The sequence below is a fragment of the Citrobacter sp. MGH105 genome, assembly GCF_001037485.2.
In the GTDB taxonomy this organism is placed as follows: domain Bacteria; phylum Pseudomonadota; class Gammaproteobacteria; order Enterobacterales; family Enterobacteriaceae; genus Citrobacter; species Citrobacter portucalensis.
This window is the reverse complement of record NZ_CP073048.1, coordinates 2,051,519-2,070,651: the sequence shown is the minus strand read 5'-3', so window position 1 is coordinate 2,070,651 and position 19,133 is coordinate 2,051,519. Positions and strand designations below refer to the sequence as shown.

Here is a 19,133-nt window from a genome sequence, read left to right as displayed (position 1 = left end):
TAGCTGATGGCGTTATTTCGCATCAGAAATAATCAAACATAAATCAAATGGTTAGCTTGCGAGGGATGCGTATTCACGCATCCCTGTTTAAATTATGTCAAGAGATGAATCATCGACAGGTCATCACCTGTGCGCACGGTCTCGATATGCTTTTGAAAATTCTCATGTACGGTAGGGTTATGCTGACTTAACGAATGGAAGCTGTAGACGATATTGATGGCGTCCTCCTTCTCTAGGTATGTTCTTTCGAAGGCACTTGCAGCAATCAGCATTTTGATGAAATAGTATTCGACACTTATCATATATAACGTACGAAGCGGGTCTACGTTCTTTTGATTGGGAAAGTTGTTTTCCCAAATTTTATACAAAATGAAATTTTTAAGATCGAATCCAGCCTCATCCCGTTGTTCGTAAACCTTCTGCCATGTAGCCTCAAGTTTAGCAACTCCTTCTCCAACAGAGTGATGTTCTTCCTGGATCAAAGTTCTCAATAGGCACTGAACATAATAGTTCAGTACTCCACTTGATCGGCTCACTGGAAGGTTGCGGAAATAATCCTGAAGTAAGAGCACGAGCGTAACTTTAGTTTTGTTATCAGTCGAAAATGTTGATAACTCTCCCCTTAACTCTCCCGACTGTATTTGCGCCAACAGTGCTTGATAGACTGGTTCAATTTTAGATAGTGCCACATTATCAATCTTATCAAATTTCTTAATACATAAAGAAAGCTTAATCAACGTATATAATCCTACGTTTACATCACTACCCGACTGTTCAACAAGGCTGAGGCATAATAGATTCAAAAGTTTTTGTTGTTGAGAAAATACAGATCCTCTATAAGAGTTAGCTGCAATAATACTACTCTCACTTAAAGCCATTGCGTTGGGATCGGTCAGTACAAGGCTGGCTACTTCTGGACACGATAAGTTTAACGATTTCCTCACATCATTTTTATAAACACGATTAATACGTGGAAACGTCTTACATGTGGCACTTAACGCATGGGCGCCCAGCGTGTTCTGTACCTGGCATAAACTGTCTTCTGTCAGATAAGGGCAGTTTCCGGAGCCCTCAACAAGTTTAACCACTCCCCAAGCAGTAACATCTTTTTTAAGCAGAATAATATTCTCTTTGGCAACTCTCTTAATGTAATTATCTTTGCTGGAAAGATACTTATTCACCGTTGACTTATCCAGATATATATTCCAGCTTTTACAGCAATGATCGCGGCACTGCGTACCTGTGCACTGAAACGTAGTCACAAAATGGGGTTCAGTAACGGTAATTTCTTGCATTCGTCAGACTCCAGTATAGAAAAAAGGCAGCTTTCGCTGCCTTTATTGTCTCTAACAACTGAACAAGCTAATCGATGGATTAACGCAGTAAAGAGAGTACGTTTTGCGTGGTCTGATTAGCCTGTGCCAGAACAGAGGTACCTGCCTGTTGCAGGATCTGAGCGCGAGACATGTTAGATACTTCGGTCGCGTAATCCGCGTCTTCGATACGGCTACGAGCAGAAGACAGGTTGTTGACGGTATTGCCCAAGTTTGTGATAGCAGAATCGAAACGGTTCTGCACCGCCCCCAGAGAGCTTCGCAGTTTGTCAACTTTGGCCAGCGCTGAATCCAGTTTTTCCAGTGGATTTGAAGTTGCCAACGCCTTCATATCTGAAGCTGAAATCTCAGTACCTTTGGCCGCCGTGGTATTAGTAATAGTGGCAGCATAAATTTTGTCACCTTCGCGCATAATGGCTTGCGAATTACCATCTTTATTTACAGCCCATTCAACTGCCTTACCATTCGGGTCAGTAATGACTGTTGTATTGCCAGTCGCGGCATCTACATTGACAGCAAGGTATTTCCCATCGGAGGTTTTTGCGACAAATTTATTTGCTTGAGCTACCCCATCCTTATCTTGAATTTGATGAACGTCAAGGTTTTTACCTTCAAAGTATACTGACATCGGTGCATCATTATATGCAAGCGCTTTACCAACTTTACCTGCAGCTAAGTCAACAGATTTTGCGGCGCCAGAACCATCATCTACAAACGCGGTAACACGACCACCAAAATTCGCCAGTTGCACATCATTACCATCAACAGTAACCTTGTCATAACCTGTACCATTCTGTTTAAGGAGTTGGTACTCGCCACCTGCTGCGTTTCCTTTTTGAGCAACAAAATATGTTTGTCCCTCAACTTGAATTTGACGAACATCTGCATCGGCACCACCTAAAACATTAGTCTTATCACCAGTAGCCGTAGATGTATTGAAATATGTATCAAGTGCAATATTTTTATAAGTTGCACCGAAAGCGTCGACACCATTAGCTTTACCATCAGCAGGGTTTACTTTAGTAAGATCAGGTGCAGCTTCGCTTTTCAAAGTAACAGACGATGACATCGGAACTTTACCCGGCGCTACACTGAAGCTATCCAGACCTAAAGTTTTAGCATCAATTTTATCCAGTTGAATTTCAATGGTTTCACCATCGTTAGCACCAACCTGGATTTTCATGGTCTGATCAGCGGCCAGTACCTTCACACCGTTAAACTGAGTCTGACCGGATACGCGGTCAATTTCGCTCAGACGCTGGGTAATTTCGTCCTGAATGGAGTTCAAGTCGGAATCTGAGTTGGTACCGTTGGTAGCCTGAACGGACAGTTCACGGATACGCTGCAGGTTGTTGTTGATTTCGGACAGTGCGCCTTCTGTAGTCTGAGCAACGGAGATACCGTCGTTGGCGTTACGGGAAGCCTGAGTCAAGCCTTTGATGTTAGAGGTGAAGCGGTTAGCAATCGCCTGACCAGCAGCATCGTCTTTCGCGCTGTTGATACGCAGACCGGAAGACAGACGCTCGATAGCGGAACTCAGAGAAGACTGAGATTTGTTCAGGTTGTTCTGGGTCAACAGCGACAGGCTGTTTGTATTGATGACTTGTGCCATGATCTTTTCCTTATCAATTACAACTTGATGTTATTGGGCTGTTGCCCACGGTTTCTGACCGTAACCCATGTATCGGCACCTTAAATTCGAACTTTAGAAAATTTTTACTTTCCGCTCTCTTTTTTCTTAGCCCCTGAAATACCCTCTTTATATGCCACTATTCTGCGCATTATTTTTACAAAACTATCATTAAACTTTGCGCGCAGATTGCCGATAACCCGCTTAACTACTGTTTGCAATCAAAAGGAATTAGGCATGGCTTCATTTACTTCTCTGGGCGTCGGTTCAAATCTGCCGCTGGATACATTGCTAACGAATCTGACCATAGCTGAGAAAAAACGCTTAAACCCAATCACACAACAACAGAGCGACAATACATCTCGTCTGACAGCTTATGGCACATTAAAAAGCTCATTGGAAAAATTCCAGACAGCAAATAGTGCACTTAATAAAGCCGAATTATTTAGAAGTACTACCGTTACCAGCAGCACTGAAGATCTAAAAGTATCCACTGAGGCCGGGGCAGCACCAGGCATTTATACCATCAGCGTCACACAACTGGCTCAGGCGCAATCTTTGAGCACAGCAAACGTATCCTCAAGTAAAGATGCATTGGGTAACGGTTCCGCTAGCCGTACCATTAAGATTGAACAACCTGGCCGTAAAGAGCCGCTGGAGATCAAACTCTCTCAAGACAAAACCACACTGGACGATATCAGCAAAGCAATAAACGATACTGATAGTGGTATTTCAGCCAGTATTGTTAAAGTTAATGAAAAAGAGTTCCGTCTTGTACTGACTGCAGCCGAAGGTACGGATAGCAAAATGACTATCTCGGTTGATGGTGACAGCAAACTCAACGATCTGCTGGCCTACGACAGTAAAGCCGGCACTGGTAAAATGGACGAATTGGTTGAAGCACAAAACGCTAAACTCACCATGAACGGTATCGATATCGAGCGTCAGAGCAATAAAGTAACCGATGCTCCGCAGGGTGTTACGCTGGAACTAACCAAAAAAGTCACTGACGCACGTGTCACCGTAACGAAAAGTAATGAGAAAGCCACTGAAGCCATCAAAGGCTGGGTGGATGCTTATAATTCTCTGCTTGATACATTTAATACGTTGACCAAATACAAGGCCGTTGACCCTGGCGCAGAAGAACAGGATAAAAGTAATGGTGCATTACTTGGTGACAGCGTAGTTCGCACCATTCAAACCGGTATCCGCGCACAATTTGCTAATGGTGCAAGCGATGGCGCATTCAAAACATTAAATGAAATTGGTATTAAGCAGGACGGCGCAACCGGCAAGCTGAAAATTGATGATGATAAGCTTAAGAAGGCGCTGAACGAAAATACAGCCTCCGTGCGTGAACTGCTGGTTGGCGATGGAAAAGAAACCGGTATTACCACCAAAATTGCCACCGAAGTAAAAAGCTATTTGGCTGATGACGGTATTATCGACAATGCGCAAGACAGTATTAACGCCACACTGAAAAAACTGACTAAGCAGTATCTGTCGGTCAGCGCCAGCATTGAAGATACGGTTGCGCGTTACACGGCACAGTTCACACAGTTGGACACCATGATGAGCAAGCTCAACAACACCAGCAACTATCTGAGCCAACAATTTACGGCGATGAATAAATCCTGATAACACGAGGTAAGCATGTATACCGCGAGCGGTACCAAAGCCTATGCACAGGTCAGCATAGAGAGTGGCGTAATGAGCGCCAATCCGCATCAGCTGATTGAAATGTTGTTTGATGGCGCGAACAGCGCCCTCGTGCGCGCTCGCCTGTTTATGCAACAGGGTGATATCGTCGCCAAAGGCGAGGCCTTAAGCAAAGCCATTAACATTATCGACAATGGTCTGAAAGCAGGCCTGGATCAGGAAACTGGCGGTGAAATCGCCACCAACCTGTCCTCGCTGTATGACTATATGATCCGCCGTTTACTGCAAGCTAACTTGCGTAATGATTGTCAGGCCATTGAAGAAGTCGAAGAGTTACTCGGCAACATTGCAGATGCCTGGAAACAGATCTCACCGAAAGCGTCGTCCCAGGAGTCTCGTTAATGACCTCAGCCGTGGAGTTTATCAACCGTTGGCAGCGCATCGCGCTACTCAGTCACTCGCTGCTGGAACTGGCGCAGCGCGGTGAATGGGACCTTTTACTGGAACAGGAAGTTACCTATCTGCAAAGTATTGAAGTGGTCATGGAAGAGCAAACTCCACCGGGCATTACGCGAAGTATTCAGGACTTAGTAGCCGGGTATATTAAGCAAACGCTGGATAACGAACAATTACTCAAAACGTTGTTGCAGCAGCGACTGGATGAGCTCAGCAACCTCATCGGCCAGTCGACACGCCAAAAGACGCTCAATAACGCCTATGGTCGTCTTTCCGGTATGCTGCTGGTACCCGACGCCCCCACCTCGCCACAATAATTTCCCGTCTCGTCTGAATTATCTTCCATACTCCAGAGGTCGGCCAAACGACTTCTGGAGCACGGAAGATGAAAAATCCCACGTTATTGCAGTACTTCCACTGGTATTACCCTGATGGGGGTCAACTCTGGCCCGAGCTTGCCGAACGCGCAGGCGGACTCAATGATATCGGCATCAATATGGTGTGGCTGCCCCCCGCCTATAAAGGCGCATCCGGCGGTTATTCCGTTGGCTACGACTCGTACGATCTGTTTGACCTGGGCGAGTTTGACCAAAAGGGAACCGTCGCCACCAAATACGGTGATAAAAACCAGCTGCTGGCGGCGATTGACGCACTTAAGCACAATGATATTGCCGTACTGCTGGACGTGGTGGTTAACCACAAAATGGGCGCTGATGAGAAAGAAAAGATCCGCGTCCAGCGCGTTAACGCCGAAGATCGCACGCAAATAGATGATGAGATTGTCGAGTGCGAAGGCTGGACGCGCTATACCTTCCCTGCCCGCGCTGGCCAGTATTCGCAATTCATTTGGGACTTTAAATGCTTCAGCGGCATTGACCATATCGAGAATCCAACCGAAGACGGGATTTTTAAAATCGTTAACGATTACACCGGAGAAGGCTGGAACGATCAGGTCGATGATGAGTTGGGTAATTTTGATTATCTGATGGGCGAAAACATTGATTTTCGCAATCACGCGGTGACTGAGGAGCTCAAATACTGGGCGCGTTGGGTAATGGAGCAAACCCAGTGTGACGGTTTTCGTTTAGATGCCGTGAAACATATTCCGGCATGGTTTTACAAAGAGTGGATTGAGCACGTGCAGGAGGTTGCACCCAAGCCGCTGTTTATTGTGGCGGAATACTGGTCCCACGAGGTCGACAAACTGCAAACCTACATTAACCAGGTGGAGGGGAAAACCATGCTGTTCGATGCCCCTTTGCAGATGAAATTCCACGAGGCCTCCCGTCAGGGCCGCGATTACGACATGAGCCAGATTTTTACCGACACGTTAGTGGAGGCCGATCCGTTTCATGCCGTCACGCTGGTGGCCAATCACGACACCCAACCCTTGCAGGCACTCGAAGCTCCCGTCGAGCCGTGGTTTAAGCCGCTGGCCTATGCGCTGATCCTGTTACGCGAAAACGGCGTACCGTCGGTGTTTTACCCTGACCTCTACGGAGCGCATTACGAAGACACCGGCGGCGATGGCGAAACCTATCCTATCGACATGCCGATCATTGAACAACTTGATGAACTGATCCTCGCACGCCAGCGCTTCGCGCATGGGGTACAGACGCTCTTTTTCGATCATCCTAACTGTATCGCTTTTAGCCGCAGCGGTACGGATGAGGATCCCGGCTGTGTGGTGGTGCTGTCTAACGGCGATGACGGAGAAAAGACCATCAATCTCGGCGCCAATTATGGCAATAAAACCTGGCGGGACTATCTGGGAAATCGTGAAGAAAGCGTGGTAACCGATGAAAACGGCGAAGCGACGTTTTTCTGTAACGGCGGGAGCGTCAGCGTGTGGGTGATTGAAGACGTGTTGTAAAGCTCAACCCCGGTGACCGATGGTTACCGGGGCGTACGGCTTATGGCAGCGGTGTTGCCAGCGGCGTTTTCTTTAACGCGTCAGCACATTCCTGCGTCGGGCGATCCACCCGCTGCAGCGTCATACCGTCATATTCCAGCGTATTGCCTTCGCGCTCGATCTCGTACAGCTCGCGTTTCACCGTCACGTTGGTGAGATCGCCAGAGAGCATCGTCAGTTTCCCCGGCAGCGCGATCACCCGCTGCCACTGGCGACAATCCAGCGTATCGCCCTCTTTCGTTATCACCAGGCTGGCAATCGCTTCCGGACTCACCAGGCTGCGTTGCGGACCTTTTGACTGCCAGTATCCTTCCAGACCGGCTGGCGCTGGCGTTTTCACCACGTCGTTATAATTTTCTACTTCGGCGCATCCGGTAAGCGCCAGAAATACACCAACGATTGCTAATTTTTTCATCATTCATCCTGCATGCGAAGAAAATGGGATTGTGGCATTAAAGGCCTGATGTCGCCAGCCTTTCGGCAGCGTTGAGAAAGATTGATCCAGACGGTGTTACCTCTTATTACTCATAGTCAAAAATTCTGAACGGTGTAGTATCCACACTTCTTGTTACATACCTTCTGAGTTCAGAGGCACAACGCATGTCATGGCAACACTTCAAACAGGCCTGGTTAATTAAATTTTGGGCCCCCGCCCCTGCGGTCATCGCAGCGGGTATTCTCTCTACTTATTATTTCGGCATTACGGGAACCTTCTGGGCCGTTACCGGTGAATTCACCCGCTGGGGTGGTCAAATCCTGCAACTGTTTGGTGTGCACGCCGAAGAGTGGGGATACTACAAGCTGATCCATCTCGAAGGCTCGCCCCTGACCCGCATCGACGGAATGATGATCCTCGGTATGTTCGGCGGCTGTTTTGCTGCCGCACTGTGGGCCAACAACGTCAAGTTACGCATGCCGCGCAGTCGAGTGCGCATTATGCAGGCGATAGTCGGCGGGGCAATCGCCGGATTCGGCGCACGGCTGGCAATGGGCTGTAACCTGGCCGCATTCTTCACCGGCATTCCGCAGTTCTCGCTACACGCCTGGTTTTTTGCGCTGGCCACAGCTATTGGCTCCTGGTTTGGTGCACGCTTTACCCTGCTGCCAATGTTCCGTATTCCGGTCAAAATGCAGAAAGTCTCCGCCGCTTCGCCGTTAACGCAAAAGCCGGATCAGGCCCGTCGCCGTTTCCGCCTGGGCATGCTGGTGTTTATCGGCATGATCGGCTGGGCGCTACTCACGGCGATGGATAACCCCAAGCTCGGTCTGGCGATGCTGTTCGGCGTCGGGTTCGGACTGCTGATTGAACGGGCGCAAATCTGCTTCACCTCCGCCTTCCGCGACCTGTGGATTTCCGGTCGCACCCATATGGCAAAAGCGATCATCTTCGGGATGGCGGTCAGCGCCATCGGTATCTTTAGCTACGTGCAACTGGGCGTCGAGCCTAAAATCATGTGGGCGGGTCCAAATGCGGTGATCGGCGGCTTGCTGTTTGGCTTTGGCATCGTTTTAGCGGGCGGATGTGAAACCGGCTGGATGTATCGCGCCGTCGAAGGCCAGGTGCATTACTGGTGGGTTGGTCTTGGCAACGTTATTGGATCGACCATTCTGGCCTACTACTGGGATGATTTTGCTCCCGCGCTTGCCACCAACTGGGACAAAGTGAATCTGCTCAACACCTTCGGTCCGCTCGGCGGTCTGCTGGTGACCTATCTGCTGTTGTTTGCCGCGCTGATGCTGATTATCGGCTGGGAAAAACGTTTCTTCCGTCGCGCAGGGCTGACGCCTGCCAAGGAGTCTGTATGAAAAATATCGTGCCTGATTATCGCCTCGATATGGTCGGCGAACCGTGTCCATATCCGGCTGTAGCCACGCTGGAAGCGATGCCGCAATTGAAGAAAGGTGAAATTCTGGAAGTGGTGAGCGATTGCCCGCAGTCAATCAACAATATACCACTGGATGCGCGTAATCACGGCTATACGGTGCTGGATATTCAGCAGGATGGTCCAACGATCCGCTATTTGATTCAGAAGTAACTGGTTGCCGGATGGCACTGCGCTTATCCGGCAAACATTCCCAGCACGTTGTCCCTACACCTGCATCGACATCACTTCCTGATACGCCGACACCAGTTTGTTACGCACCTGAATACCCATCTGCATCGATACCGACGCCTTTTGCATATCGGTCATCACATCATTTAACGCAATACCCGGCTCACCCAGGGTAAATTTCTCCGCCTGCGTACGGGACGCGGTTTGCACATCGCTGATTCTGTCTAACGCCGCATGCAGTTGTCCGGCAAAACTCACGGTCGGTTGTGGCTGCATATCCTGCATTTTTGCTGACATCGCCGTGGCCTGTAACTGGCTGATGACCCCTTCAATCCCCTGTATTGCCGACATTCTGATCCCCTGGATGATTTTTTACGTAGCTGAGATTACCAGTTAGTCAATAAGATAAAGGCGTTAAATAACGATAAAAAACCACGGTTTTTAACGCATAGAAAAATTCGAAACCGCAAATAATGAGACCGTCAATTTTTCGAGTTTGCTGACCCGGGAGTGAGTCTTGTTCCACTTTGCAAAAAACGCCGTCCACGATAAGCCACGAGGTGCGAGATGAGTGCGACAGCATCGACTGCAACCCAGCTTAAACCTCTCGAGTGGTTAAACCGCCTGCGCGCGAATCCCAGAATTCCTTTGATTGTGGCGGGAGCCGCTGCCGTCGCTATCATCGTGGCGATGGTCCTGTGGGCCAAAGCGCCTGACTATCGCACGCTGTTCAGCAATCTTTCCGATCAGGATGGTGGCGCGATTGTCACCCAACTGACGCAGATGAACGTTCCCTATCGTTTTACAGAGGGAAGTGGTGCTATAGAAGTTCCTGCCGATAAAGTCCACGAACTACGTTTACGTCTGGCGCAGCAAGGCCTGCCGAAAGGCGGCGCCGTTGGTTTTGAACTGCTGGATCAGGAAAAGTTTGGTATCAGCCAGTTTAGCGAGCAGGTCAACTACCAGCGTGCGCTGGAAGGTGAATTAGCCCGTACCATTGAAACGCTGGGACCGGTAAAACGCGCCCGCGTGCATCTGGCAATGCCGAAACCGTCGCTGTTTGTGCGTGAGCAAAAAGCGCCTTCAGCCTCCGTGACCGTGAATCTTGAACCGGGTCGCGCACTGGATGAAGGTCAGATCAGTGCGGTCACGCATCTGGTTTCCAGCGCTGTCGCAGGGTTACCGCCGGGCAACGTTACGCTGGTCGACCAGGCAGGTCATCTGTTAACTCAGTCGAACACCAGCAGCCGCGATCTTAACGATGCGCAGTTGAAATACGCCAGCGATGTCGAAGGCCGCGTTCAACGTCGTATCGAATCGATCCTGTCGCCGATTGTCGGCAACGGTAACGTACATGCGCAGGTCACCGCGCAGCTGGATTTTGCTAATAAAGAGCAAACCGAAGAACAGTACCGTCCAAACGGTGATGATTCCCAGGCCGTGCTGCGTTCACGCCAGTTAAACGTCAGCGAGCAGATCGGAAGCGGAGCGCCAGGCGGCGTACCGGGCGCATTGTCTAATCAGCCAGCACCGGCAAATACCGCGCCAATCGCCAACCCTCCGGCTAATCAGCAAAATGCGCAAACCACGCAGACGGCAAATAACAGCAATAATGCCGGTCCACGCAGTACGCAGCGCAATGAAACCAGCAACTATGAAGTCGACCGTACCATTCGCCACACCAAAATGAACGTCGGGGATGTGCAGCGTCTCTCGGTTGCAGTGGTGGTCAACTATAAAACGTTGCCGGACGGCAAACCGCTGCCGCTAACCGCCGATCAGATGAAACAGATTGAGGATCTGACCCGCGAAGCGATGGGCTTCTCCGACAAACGTGGCGATACCCTGAACGTGGTGAACTCTCCGTTCACGGCGACCGACGATTCCATGGGCGAGCTGCCGTTCTGGAAACAGCCGTTCTTTATTGATCAGTTGATGACCGCAGGTCGTTGGTTACTGGTTCTGCTAGTTGCCTGGATCCTGTGGCGCAAAGCTGTTCGCCCGCAGTTGGTTCGCCGCAGCGAAGAAGCAAAAGCGGTACAAGAACAAACGCGTATCCGTCAGGAAACCGAAGAAGCGGTAGAAGTTCGCCTCAGCAAAGACGAACAGACCCAGCAGCGTCGTACGAATCAGCGTCTGGGTGCAGAAGTGATGAGCCAGCGTATTCGTGAAATGTCAGATAACGATCCGCGCGTCGTGGCGCTGGTCATTCGCCAGTGGATGAGTAACGATCATGAGTAATGCCCTTACCGGTACCGATAAAAGCGTCATCCTGCTGATGACCATTGGCGAAGATCGCGCGGCAGAGGTGTTTAAACACCTTTCCACGCGCGAAGTTCAGGCGCTGAGTACAGCGATGGCGAACGTACGCCAGATCTCCAACAAACAGTTGACTGAAGTGCTGGCCGAATTTGAGCAAGAAGCAGAACAGTTTGCCGCGCTGAATATCAATGCCAACGAATATCTGCGCTCCGTGCTGGTGAAAGCGCTGGGCGAGGAACGCGCCTCCAGCCTGCTGGAAGATATTCTGGAAACCCGCGATACCACCAGCGGCATTGAAACGCTCAACTTTATGGAGCCGCAAAGCGCCGCCGACCTTATCCGCGACGAGCATCCGCAAATTATCGCCACCATTCTGGTGCACCTCAAACGGGGCCAGGCCGCCGATATTCTGGCGCTGTTCGACGAGCGTTTACGTCACGACGTGATGCTGCGTATCGCCACCTTCGGCGGCGTACAGCCTGCCGCGCTGGCAGAACTGACCGAGGTACTGAACGGTCTGCTCGATGGCCAGAACCTCAAGCGCAGCAAAATGGGCGGCGTGAGAACGGCGGCAGAAATTATCAACCTGATGAAAACCCAGCAGGAAGAAGCGGTTATCACCGCCGTACGCGAGTTCGACGGCGAACTGGCGCAGAAAATTATCGACGAGATGTTCCTGTTCGAAAACCTGGTGGACGTCGACGATCGCAGTATCCAACGCCTGCTGCAGGAAGTGGATTCCGAATCGCTGCTGATTGCGCTGAAAGGTGCCGAACAGCCGCTACGCGAGAAGTTCCTGCGCAACATGTCGCAACGTGCTGCCGATATTCTGCGCGACGACCTTGCCAACCGCGGTCCGGTGCGCTTGTCGCAGGTGGAAAACGAACAGAAAGCGATTCTGCTTATTGTGCGTCGTCTGGCGGAAACCGGCGAGATGGTGATCGGCAGCGGCGAGGATACCTATGTCTAACGAACTGCCGTGGAAAGTCTGGACTCCGGACGATCTCGCCCCACCGATGGCAGAGTTCGTGCTGGCCGACCACAGCGAAACGCCGCTGTCCGAAGAGACGGAAGAACCCGAGCTTTCGGCAGAGCAACAGCTTGAACAACAGCTCGCACAGCTGCAAATGCAGGCCCATGAGCAAGGGTATAACGCGGGGCTGGCGGAAGGTCGACAAAAGGGTCATGAACAAGGCTATCAGGAAGGTCTGAGCCAGGGGCTGGAGCAAGGCCAGAACCAGGCGCGTGCGCAGCATGCGCCGATTCATGCCCGTATGCAGCAGCTGGTGAGCGAGTTTCAGAATACGCTGGACGCACTGGACAGCGTCATTGCCTCGCGCCTGATGCAAATGGCGCTGGAAGCTGCGCGTCAGGTGATTGGTCAGACGCCTATCGTGGATAACGCTGCGCTGATTAAGCAGATCCAACAGTTATTGCAACAGGAACCGCTGTTTAGCGGTAAGCCGCAGCTGCGCGTACATCCGGACGATCTCCAGCGTGTTGAGGAGATGCTCGGTGCCACTCTCAGCCTGCACGGCTGGCGGCTGCGCGGTGATCCCACGCTGCATCACGGCGGTTGTAAAGTCTCAGCCGACGAAGGCGATCTGGATGCCAGCGTCGCCACACGCTGGCAAGAACTCTGCCGTCTGGCAGCGCCGGGAGTCGTGTAATGACCACTCGCCTGACTCGCTGGCTCAATACGCTGGACAACTTCGAAGAGAAAATGTCGCTGCTGCCTGCGGTGCGTCGTTACGGTCGTCTGACCCGCGCAACCGGGCTGGTGCTGGAAGCTACGGGGTTACAGCTGCCGCTGGGTGCCACCTGCGTCATTGAACGCCAGGATGGCAACGAAACCCAGGAAGTTGAAAGCGAAGTCGTAGGCTTTAACGGTCAACGTCTGTTTCTGATGCCGCTCGAAGAGGTCGAAGGCGTTCTGCCCGGCGCACGCGTATACGCGAAGAACATTGCCGGAGAAGGTCTGCAAAGCGGGAAGCAATTACCGCTTGGCCCTGCTCTGCTGGGTCGTGTGCTGGACGGTAGCGGCAAACCGCTCGACGGACTGCCCGCCCCAGATACCACCGAAACCGGCGCTCTGATTACGCCGCCGTTTAACCCGCTGCAACGTACCGCAATTGAACACGTCCTGGATACCGGTGTACGCCCCATCAACGCGTTATTAACCGTTGGTCGCGGCCAGCGTATGGGGCTTTTCGCAGGTTCCGGCGTCGGTAAAAGCGTCCTGCTCGGCATGATGGCGCGTTATACCCAGGCCGACGTCATCGTCGTGGGCCTGATTGGCGAGCGTGGCCGTGAAGTTAAAGATTTTATTGAAAATATTCTCGGCGCTGACGGTCGCGCACGCTCGGTGGTGATTGCCGCTCCGGCAGACGTCTCGCCGCTGTTACGTATGCAAGGCGCGGCCTACGCCACGCGCATCGCCGAAGATTTCCGCGATCGCGGACAGCACGTATTGCTGATTATGGATTCCCTCACCCGCTATGCGATGGCGCAACGTGAGATAGCCCTGGCGATCGGCGAGCCACCGGCAACCAAAGGTTATCCGCCGTCAGTATTCGCCAAATTACCGGCGCTGGTTGAACGGGCCGGAAACGGTATACACGGCGGCGGTTCAGTTACCGCGTTTTATACGGTACTGACCGAGGGTGATGACCAGCAGGACCCGATTGCCGATTCCGCGCGCGCGATTCTGGACGGCCACATTGTGCTGTCCCGCCATCTGGCCGAAGCAGGTCATTACCCGGCCATCGATATCGAAGCTTCGATCAGCCGCGCCATGACCGCGCTCATTAGTGAACAACACTATGCGCGGGTGCGTAACTTTAAACAGTTGCTATCCAGCTTCCAGCGTAACCGCGATCTGGTCAGCGTGGGGGCGTATGCCAAAGGCAGCGATCCAATGCTGGATAAAGCCATCGCCTTATGGCCACAGCTGGAATCGTTTTTACAGCAAGGCATCTTTGAACGGGCTGACTGGGAAGATTCTCTACAAGCTTTAGAACTGATTTTCCCTGGTGTGTGATTAAGCAGGAGAGCATAGGTCATGGCACAAAATGGTGCGTTAGCAACACTGAAAGACCTGGCTGAAAAAGAGGTAGATGACGCCGCTGTCTTATTAGGAGAGATGCGTCGTGGCTGTCAGCAGGCGGAAGAACAGTTAAAAATGCTGATCGATTATCAGCATGAGTATCGCAACAATCTGAATACCGATATGGGCCAGGGTATTACCAGCAATCGCTGGATTAACTACCAGCAATTTATTCAGACGCTGGAAAAAGCGATTGAGCAACACCGCCAACAGCTCAATCAGTGGACGCAAAAAGTGGACATGGCTTTGAACAGTTGGCGCGACAAAAAACAACGATTACAGGCGTGGCAGACGTTGCAGGACAGACAAACCTCGGCGGCGTTACTGGCCGAAAACCGTCTGGACCAGAAAAAAATGGATGAATTTGCTCAGCGCGCAGCTATGAGGAAACCCGAATGATTACTTTACCCCAACTGATTACCACCGACACCGACGTAGCCGCAGGTCTTCAGTCAGGCAAAGCGGTAGATTCACCCGAGGATTTTTTAGCGCTGCTGGCTGGCGCATTAGGTGCGGGCGACGCGCAGGGTAAAGACGCTCCGCTGTCGCTTGCCGACTTACAGGCGGCCAGCAGTAAGCTGCAAAAAGGGTTACTGCAAAAAAATGGCGATGCCGCACAGTCGGTCAAATTAACCGATCTGTTGGCGCAACAGGAGCAACAAACCGAGGCTTCTCTTGCCGACATGACAGACGCTCAGCAACTGTTGTCCGCTCTCACACCTTCACTGAAAGCTAATGCCCTGACGACGCTGGGCAAAGTCGCTCAGCAGGACGAAAAAAACACTACGCTGAGTGATGACGATCTCGCCAACCTGAGCGCATTGTTCGCCATGCTACCAGGACAACCGCTGGCTACGCCTGCCGTCGACAGCGCACCAGCCCCGGTTGATGCCACGCTTTCGGCGTTGTCACGTGGCGCTGCACTCGGCGCGACGACTGATAATGCAGACGAATTGCTGCCGGGTGATGCCAAAAAAGGCAAAGCGGATGTCACAATTGCTGGCGGTGGTGCTAATCAGGCAAACAATCCAGCACTAACCCCGCTGACGGCGGCGGCGAACGCCAGAGCTGAAATCGATAGCACCCCGTCACCGACCAGCATTGGCATGACTGCGGCCCCGCTAAGTGGTCCACAGACACACGCACAACCGTTACCGACGGCCGCGCCGGTGTTAAGCGCTCCGTTAGGTAGCCATGAATGGCAGCAATCGCTGAGCCAGCACGTCACATTGTTCACGCGCCAGGGCCAGCAAAGCGCAGAGCTGCGTCTGCATCCGCAGGACCTGGGTCAGGTACATATTTCCCTCAAGCTGGACGACAACCTCGCGCAGTTGCAAATGGTTTCACCGCACAGTCACGTGCGCGCCGCACTGGAAGCCGCATTACCGATGCTGCGTACGCAGTTGGCTGAAAGCGGGATCCAATTGGGGCAAAGCAACATCAGCAGTGAAAGCTTCGCTGGCCATCAGCAGTCTTCCGGGCAGCAACAGCAGGCTGGTCGCGCTCAAGGACAAGACATTTTTGCCGCTGAAGATGACGCAATACTGGCAACCCCAGCCTCGCTGCAAGCCGCTGCCCGCGGCGATGGCGCAGTAGACATCTTCGCCTAACGCCAGAGGTAGCATGATTATCCGCGTCTTTTCCACGCTTTGTCGTGGACAGGACACGGGATAATCAGCCCATAAGCTGTACCGAAACAGGAAGCCCGTATCTGATGACTGACTCCGCGATTAACAAAAAAAGTAAACGCGCTATTTGGATCCCTCTGCTGGTATTAATTACCCTCGCCGCCTGCGCAACTGCGGGTTATAGCTACTGGCGCATGCAGCAGCAGCCGTCCGCCAGCGTCAAAGCGGAACCGCCTCCACCGCCAGCCCCGGTGTTCTTTGCGCTGGATACCTTTACCGTCAATCTGGGTGATGCAGATCGTGTGCTGTATATCGGTATCACGCTGCGCATGAAAGATGAGGCGACACGTTCACGTCTTAACGAATATCTGCCGGAAGTGCGCAGCCGCCTGCTGCTGCTGTTCTCTCGTCAGAATGCAGCCACACTCGCCACCGAGGAAGGTAAGCAACAGCTGATTACCGCCATCAAAGAGACTCTGGCGACTCCGCTCGTTGTCGGGCAGCCGAAACAGGTTGTCACCGACGTTCTTTATACAGCTTTTATTCTGCGGTAAAGACATGGGCGACAGTATTCTTTCTCAGGCTGAAATCGACGCATTGCTCAACGGCGATAGCGAAACCAAAGACGAACCCATTTCAGGTATCGCAAAAGAAAGCGATATTCGTCCTTATGATCCCAACACTCAGCGTCGCGTGGTACGTGAGCGTTTACAGGCGTTGGAGATCATTAACGAACGCTTTGCGCGCCAGTTCCGAATGGGATTATTTAACCTGTTGCGCCGTAGCCCGGATATTACCGTGGGTGCGATCCGTATCCAGCCATACCATGAATTTGCGCGCAACTTACCGGTTCCGACCAACCTGAACTTAATCCACCTGAAGCCGCTGCGCGGTACGGGTCTGGTGGTGTTCTCACCGAGTCTGGTATTTATCGCCGTAGACAACCTGTTTGGCGGTGACGGTCGTTTCCCGACGAAAGTCGAAGGCCGCGAATTTACGCACACGGAACAGCGCGTTATCAACCGCATGCTTAAGCTGGCGCTGGAAAGCTACAGCGACGCGTGGAAGGCCATCAACCCGCTGGAAGTGGAATACGTCCGTTCGGAGATGCAGGTGAAATTTACCAATATCACTACCTCTCCGAACGACATCGTGGTGAATACCCCGTTCCACGTTGAAATTGGCAACCTGACCGGTGAATTTAACATCTGTCTGCCATTCAGCATGATTGAACCGTTGCGTGAGCTGCTGGTGAACCCGCCGCTGGAAAACTCACGTAATGAAGATCAGAACTGGCGCAATAATCTGGTGCGTCAGGTTCAGCATTCTGAGCTGGAGCTGGTGGCAAACTTTGCCGATATTCCGCTGCGGCTATCCCAGATTTTAAAACTGAAACCCGGCGATGTACTGCCGATTGAAAAACCCGACCGCATTATTGCTCATGTGGACGGCGTGCCTGTGCTGACCAGCCAGTATGGCACCGTAAACGGTCAGTATGCGTTACGCGTAGAACATCTGATAAACCCGATTTTGAATTCGCTGAATGAGGAACAGCCCAAATGAGTGATATGAATAATCCGTCCGATGAGAACACTGGCGCATTGGACGATCTGTGGGCTGACGCGTTAAACGAGCAAAAAACCACGCCCACCAAAAGTGCGGCCGATGCGGTATTCCAGCAGTTAGGTGGCGGCGACGTCAGCGGTGCTTTGCAGGACATCGACCTGATCATGGACATTCCGGTCAAGCTGACCGTCGAACTGGGCCGTACCCGCATGACCATCAAAGAGCTGCTGCGTCTGACGCAGGGATCGGTTGTCGCACTGGATGGTCTGGCAGGCGAACCGCTGGATATTCTGATCAACGGTTATCTGATTGCCCAGGGCGAAGTCGTCGTGGTCGCGGATAAATACGGTGTGCGTATCACTGACATTATCACCCCGTCTGAACGTATGCGCCGCCTGAGCCGTTAATCATGAATACCCAGGCTACCGTTTCTCAACCCGCCGCCGTTCCCGGCTCACCGCTGGTGCAGGTAAGCGGCGCGCTGCTCGGGATCATCGTCTTGATCCTGGCGGCGGCCTGGGTCATAAAACGTCTGGGGTTTGCCCCCAAAAGTGCCGGTACGCGTGGGCTGAAAGTCACGGCCAGCACCTCACTGGGTCCACGTGAGCGCGTGGTGATTGTCGAGGTCGAAGATGCCCGTCTGCTACTGGGCGTCACAGCCTCGCAGATTAACGTCCTGCACACCCTGCCCCCGGCACTTGCCGATGCAGAAGAAAAAACGGCCTCCCCTGCGGATTTCCAGGCCATGATGAAGAGTTTGCTGAAGCGTCCTGGGAGATCCTGATGCGCCGTTTGTTATCCCTTACGCTGGCAGGCTTGTGGCTTTTCAGCCCCGTTGCCCTCGCCCAACTCCCGGGTCTGGTCAGTCAGCCGTTGCCGGGCGGCGGACAAAACTGGACGTTGCCCGTGCAGACGCTGGTGTTCATCACCTCGCTGACGTTCCTGCCTGCAATTTTGCTGATGATGACCAGCTTCACCCGCATCATCATCGTTTTTGGTCTACTGCGAAATGCGCTGGGTACCCCCTCAGCACCACCTAACCAGGTGCTCCTGGGCCTGGCGCTCTTTTTGACCTTTTTCATCATGTCGCCGGTGATCGATAAAATCTACGTTGACGCATACCAACCGTTCAGCGAAGAGAAGATCTCCATGCAGGAAGCCATGGAGAAAGGCGCCCAGCCGCTGCGTGAGTTTATGTTGCGCCAGACCCGTGAAGCCGATCTGGCACTCTTCGCGCGCTTAGCAAACAGCGGTCCGTTACAGGGACCAGAAGCCGTGCCGATGCGAATTTTGCTGCCCGCTTATGTCACCAGTGAGCTGAAAACAGCATTCCAGATAGGCTTTACCATTTTTATTCCGTTTCTGATTATCGACCTGGTAATCGCCAGCGTGTTGATGGCGCTCGGGATGATGATGGTACCGCCCGCCACAATCGCGTTGCCGTTCAAGCTGATGCTGTTTGTGTTGGTAGACGGTTGGCAGCTACTTGTCGGCTCGCTGGCACAAAGCTTTTACAGTTAGAGGCG

Annotated in this window: 21 protein-coding genes; 17 read left to right on the top strand and 4 right to left on the bottom strand. The window is 52.3% G+C overall.

Going from position 1 to position 19,133, the window contains the following annotated elements; genetic code table 11:
- Positions 1–92: 92 nt before the first annotated feature.
- Positions 93–1,295: a flagellin lysine-N-methylase gene (gene fliB / locus SK35_RS09740; RefSeq protein WP_048216068.1), complete on the bottom strand. Its 1,203-nt coding sequence runs from the start codon at positions 1,293–1,295 to the stop codon at positions 93–95.
- A 79-nt stretch (positions 1,296–1,374) separates the two neighbouring features.
- A complete protein-coding gene (locus tag SK35_RS09735) occupies positions 1,375–2,946 on the bottom strand; it encodes a flagellin N-terminal helical domain-containing protein (protein WP_048216067.1) in 1,572 nt (523 codons plus the stop codon).
- 255 nt (positions 2,947–3,201) lie between these two features.
- Here SK35_RS09735 and fliD point away from each other — a divergent pair, with 255 nt between their 5' ends.
- The 4 genes from fliD (at position 3,202) to amyA (ending at position 6,952) form a co-directional block, all read left to right on the top strand.
- A complete protein-coding gene (fliD, locus tag SK35_RS09730; protein ID WP_048216066.1) occupies positions 3,202–4,602 on the top strand; it encodes a flagellar filament capping protein FliD in 1,401 nt (466 codons plus the stop codon).
- A 15-nt stretch (positions 4,603–4,617) separates the two neighbouring features.
- Positions 4,618–5,025 (top strand): flagellar export chaperone FliS, encoded by a 408-nt coding sequence (fliS, locus tag SK35_RS09725; protein ID WP_048216065.1) that lies wholly within the window; start codon positions 4,618–4,620, stop codon positions 5,023–5,025.
- Entirely contained in the window at positions 5,025–5,396 is a 372-nt protein-coding gene (gene fliT / locus SK35_RS09720; protein WP_008785101.1) for a flagella biosynthesis regulatory protein FliT, read from the top strand. Before fliS ends, fliT begins: the two co-directional genes overlap by 1 nt.
- A gap of 68 nt (positions 5,397–5,464) precedes the next feature.
- Positions 5,465–6,952 (top strand): alpha-amylase, encoded by a 1,488-nt coding sequence (gene amyA / locus SK35_RS09715; RefSeq protein ID WP_048216064.1) that lies wholly within the window; start codon positions 5,465–5,467, stop codon positions 6,950–6,952.
- Positions 6,953–6,992: 40 nt separating this feature from the next.
- Here the strand turns inward: amyA and yedD are convergent, their stop codons facing one another.
- The gene (yedD, locus tag SK35_RS09710; protein WP_003030454.1) at positions 6,993–7,406 is read right to left on the bottom strand and encodes a lipoprotein YedD; all 414 of its coding nucleotides are present in this window, start codon (positions 7,404–7,406) and stop codon (positions 6,993–6,995) included.
- A 185-nt stretch (positions 7,407–7,591) separates the two neighbouring features.
- Here yedD and yedE point away from each other — a divergent pair, with 185 nt between their 5' ends.
- Positions 7,592–8,797: a selenium metabolism membrane protein YedE/FdhT gene (gene yedE, locus SK35_RS09705; RefSeq protein WP_048216063.1), complete on the top strand. Its 1,206-nt coding sequence runs from the start codon at positions 7,592–7,594 to the stop codon at positions 8,795–8,797.
- Positions 8,794–9,027, top strand: coding sequence for a sulfurtransferase-like selenium metabolism protein YedF (gene yedF, locus SK35_RS09700; RefSeq protein ID WP_000790504.1), 234 nt, complete (start codon positions 8,794–8,796; stop codon positions 9,025–9,027). Before yedE ends, yedF begins: the two co-directional genes overlap by 4 nt.
- A 54-nt stretch (positions 9,028–9,081) precedes the next feature.
- Here the strand turns inward: yedF and fliE are convergent, their stop codons facing one another.
- On the bottom strand, positions 9,082–9,396 hold the full coding sequence (gene fliE, locus SK35_RS09695; protein WP_003030448.1) for a flagellar hook-basal body complex protein FliE: 315 nt from the start codon (positions 9,394–9,396) through the stop codon (positions 9,082–9,084).
- A 216-nt stretch (positions 9,397–9,612) separates the two neighbouring features.
- Between fliE and fliF the strand changes: the two genes are divergently transcribed.
- From fliF to fliP, 11 genes are all read left to right on the top strand, one after another.
- The gene (fliF, locus tag SK35_RS09690; RefSeq protein ID WP_008785112.1) at positions 9,613–11,286 is read left to right on the top strand and encodes a flagellar basal-body MS-ring/collar protein FliF; all 1,674 of its coding nucleotides are present in this window, start codon (positions 9,613–9,615) and stop codon (positions 11,284–11,286) included.
- On the top strand, positions 11,279–12,277 hold the full coding sequence (fliG, locus tag SK35_RS09685; RefSeq protein ID WP_003030443.1) for a flagellar motor switch protein FliG: 999 nt from the start codon (positions 11,279–11,281) through the stop codon (positions 12,275–12,277). The genes fliF and fliG overlap by 8 nt, the downstream gene beginning before the upstream one ends.
- Complete coding sequence (gene fliH / locus SK35_RS09680; RefSeq protein ID WP_003834049.1) at positions 12,270–12,977, top strand: flagellar assembly protein FliH; 708 nt, start codon at positions 12,270–12,272, stop codon at positions 12,975–12,977. The genes fliG and fliH overlap by 8 nt, the downstream gene beginning before the upstream one ends.
- On the top strand, positions 12,977–14,347 hold the full coding sequence (fliI, locus tag SK35_RS09675) for a flagellar protein export ATPase FliI (protein ID WP_048216062.1): 1,371 nt from the start codon (positions 12,977–12,979) through the stop codon (positions 14,345–14,347). Before fliH ends, fliI begins: the two co-directional genes overlap by 1 nt.
- A gap of 21 nt (positions 14,348–14,368) precedes the next feature.
- Entirely contained in the window at positions 14,369–14,812 is a 444-nt protein-coding gene (fliJ, locus tag SK35_RS09670) for a flagellar export protein FliJ (protein WP_048216061.1), read from the top strand.
- A complete protein-coding gene (fliK, locus tag SK35_RS09665) occupies positions 14,809–16,023 on the top strand; it encodes a flagellar hook length control protein FliK (RefSeq protein WP_048216060.1) in 1,215 nt (404 codons plus the stop codon). Before fliJ ends, fliK begins: the two co-directional genes overlap by 4 nt.
- A 104-nt stretch (positions 16,024–16,127) precedes the next feature.
- Complete coding sequence (fliL, locus tag SK35_RS09660; RefSeq protein ID WP_003834054.1) at positions 16,128–16,595, top strand: flagellar basal body-associated protein FliL; 468 nt, start codon at positions 16,128–16,130, stop codon at positions 16,593–16,595.
- A gap of 4 nt (positions 16,596–16,599) precedes the next feature.
- The gene (fliM, locus tag SK35_RS09655) at positions 16,600–17,604 is read left to right on the top strand and encodes a flagellar motor switch protein FliM (RefSeq protein ID WP_003030434.1); all 1,005 of its coding nucleotides are present in this window, start codon (positions 16,600–16,602) and stop codon (positions 17,602–17,604) included.
- Positions 17,601–18,014: a flagellar motor switch protein FliN gene (gene fliN, locus SK35_RS09650; RefSeq protein WP_003030433.1), complete on the top strand. Its 414-nt coding sequence runs from the start codon at positions 17,601–17,603 to the stop codon at positions 18,012–18,014. Before fliM ends, fliN begins: the two co-directional genes overlap by 4 nt.
- Positions 18,014–18,391, top strand: coding sequence for a flagellar biosynthetic protein FliO (fliO, locus tag SK35_RS09645; protein ID WP_156174795.1), 378 nt, complete (start codon positions 18,014–18,016; stop codon positions 18,389–18,391). Before fliN ends, fliO begins: the two co-directional genes overlap by 1 nt.
- Positions 18,391–19,128 (top strand): flagellar type III secretion system pore protein FliP, encoded by a 738-nt coding sequence (gene fliP / locus SK35_RS09640; RefSeq protein WP_003834056.1) that lies wholly within the window; start codon positions 18,391–18,393, stop codon positions 19,126–19,128. Before fliO ends, fliP begins: the two co-directional genes overlap by 1 nt.
- Positions 19,129–19,133: the final 5 nt, after the last annotated feature.

What these genes read in the sequence shown, in the direction of transcription:
- fliS (WP_048216065.1), top strand. Translation starts at nt 4,618, where the DNA reads ATGTATACCGCGAGCGGTACCAAAGCCTATGCACAGGTCAGCATAGAG.
- fliG (WP_003030443.1), top strand. Translation starts at nt 11,279, where the DNA reads ATGAGTAATGCCCTTACCGGTACCGATAAAAGCGTCATCCTGCTGATG.
- yedF (WP_000790504.1), top strand. Translation starts at nt 8,794, where the DNA reads ATGAAAAATATCGTGCCTGATTATCGCCTCGATATGGTCGGCGAACCG.
- fliD (WP_048216066.1), top strand. Translation starts at nt 3,202, where the DNA reads ATGGCTTCATTTACTTCTCTGGGCGTCGGTTCAAATCTGCCGCTGGAT.
- yedD (WP_003030454.1), bottom strand. Translation starts at nt 7,406, where the DNA reads ATGAAAAAATTAGCAATCGTTGGTGTATTTCTGGCGCTTACCGGATGC.
- fliM (WP_003030434.1), top strand. Translation starts at nt 16,600, where the DNA reads ATGGGCGACAGTATTCTTTCTCAGGCTGAAATCGACGCATTGCTCAAC.
- fliJ (WP_048216061.1), top strand. Translation starts at nt 14,369, where the DNA reads ATGGCACAAAATGGTGCGTTAGCAACACTGAAAGACCTGGCTGAAAAA.
- fliP (WP_003834056.1), top strand. Translation starts at nt 18,391, where the DNA reads ATGCGCCGTTTGTTATCCCTTACGCTGGCAGGCTTGTGGCTTTTCAGC.
- fliN (WP_003030433.1), top strand. Translation starts at nt 17,601, where the DNA reads ATGAGTGATATGAATAATCCGTCCGATGAGAACACTGGCGCATTGGAC.
- fliI (WP_048216062.1), top strand. Translation starts at nt 12,977, where the DNA reads ATGACCACTCGCCTGACTCGCTGGCTCAATACGCTGGACAACTTCGAA.
- fliK (WP_048216060.1), top strand. Translation starts at nt 14,809, where the DNA reads ATGATTACTTTACCCCAACTGATTACCACCGACACCGACGTAGCCGCA.
- fliE (WP_003030448.1), bottom strand. Translation starts at nt 9,396, where the DNA reads ATGTCGGCAATACAGGGGATTGAAGGGGTCATCAGCCAGTTACAGGCC.
- fliH (WP_003834049.1), top strand. Translation starts at nt 12,270, where the DNA reads ATGTCTAACGAACTGCCGTGGAAAGTCTGGACTCCGGACGATCTCGCC.
- SK35_RS09735 (WP_048216067.1), bottom strand. Translation starts at nt 2,946, where the DNA reads ATGGCACAAGTCATCAATACAAACAGCCTGTCGCTGTTGACCCAGAAC.
- fliT (WP_008785101.1), top strand. Translation starts at nt 5,025, where the DNA reads ATGACCTCAGCCGTGGAGTTTATCAACCGTTGGCAGCGCATCGCGCTA.
- fliL (WP_003834054.1), top strand. Translation starts at nt 16,128, where the DNA reads ATGACTGACTCCGCGATTAACAAAAAAAGTAAACGCGCTATTTGGATC.
- fliB (WP_048216068.1), bottom strand. Translation starts at nt 1,295, where the DNA reads ATGCAAGAAATTACCGTTACTGAACCCCATTTTGTGACTACGTTTCAG.
- yedE (WP_048216063.1), top strand. Translation starts at nt 7,592, where the DNA reads ATGTCATGGCAACACTTCAAACAGGCCTGGTTAATTAAATTTTGGGCC.
- fliF (WP_008785112.1), top strand. Translation starts at nt 9,613, where the DNA reads ATGAGTGCGACAGCATCGACTGCAACCCAGCTTAAACCTCTCGAGTGG.
- amyA (WP_048216064.1), top strand. Translation starts at nt 5,465, where the DNA reads ATGAAAAATCCCACGTTATTGCAGTACTTCCACTGGTATTACCCTGAT.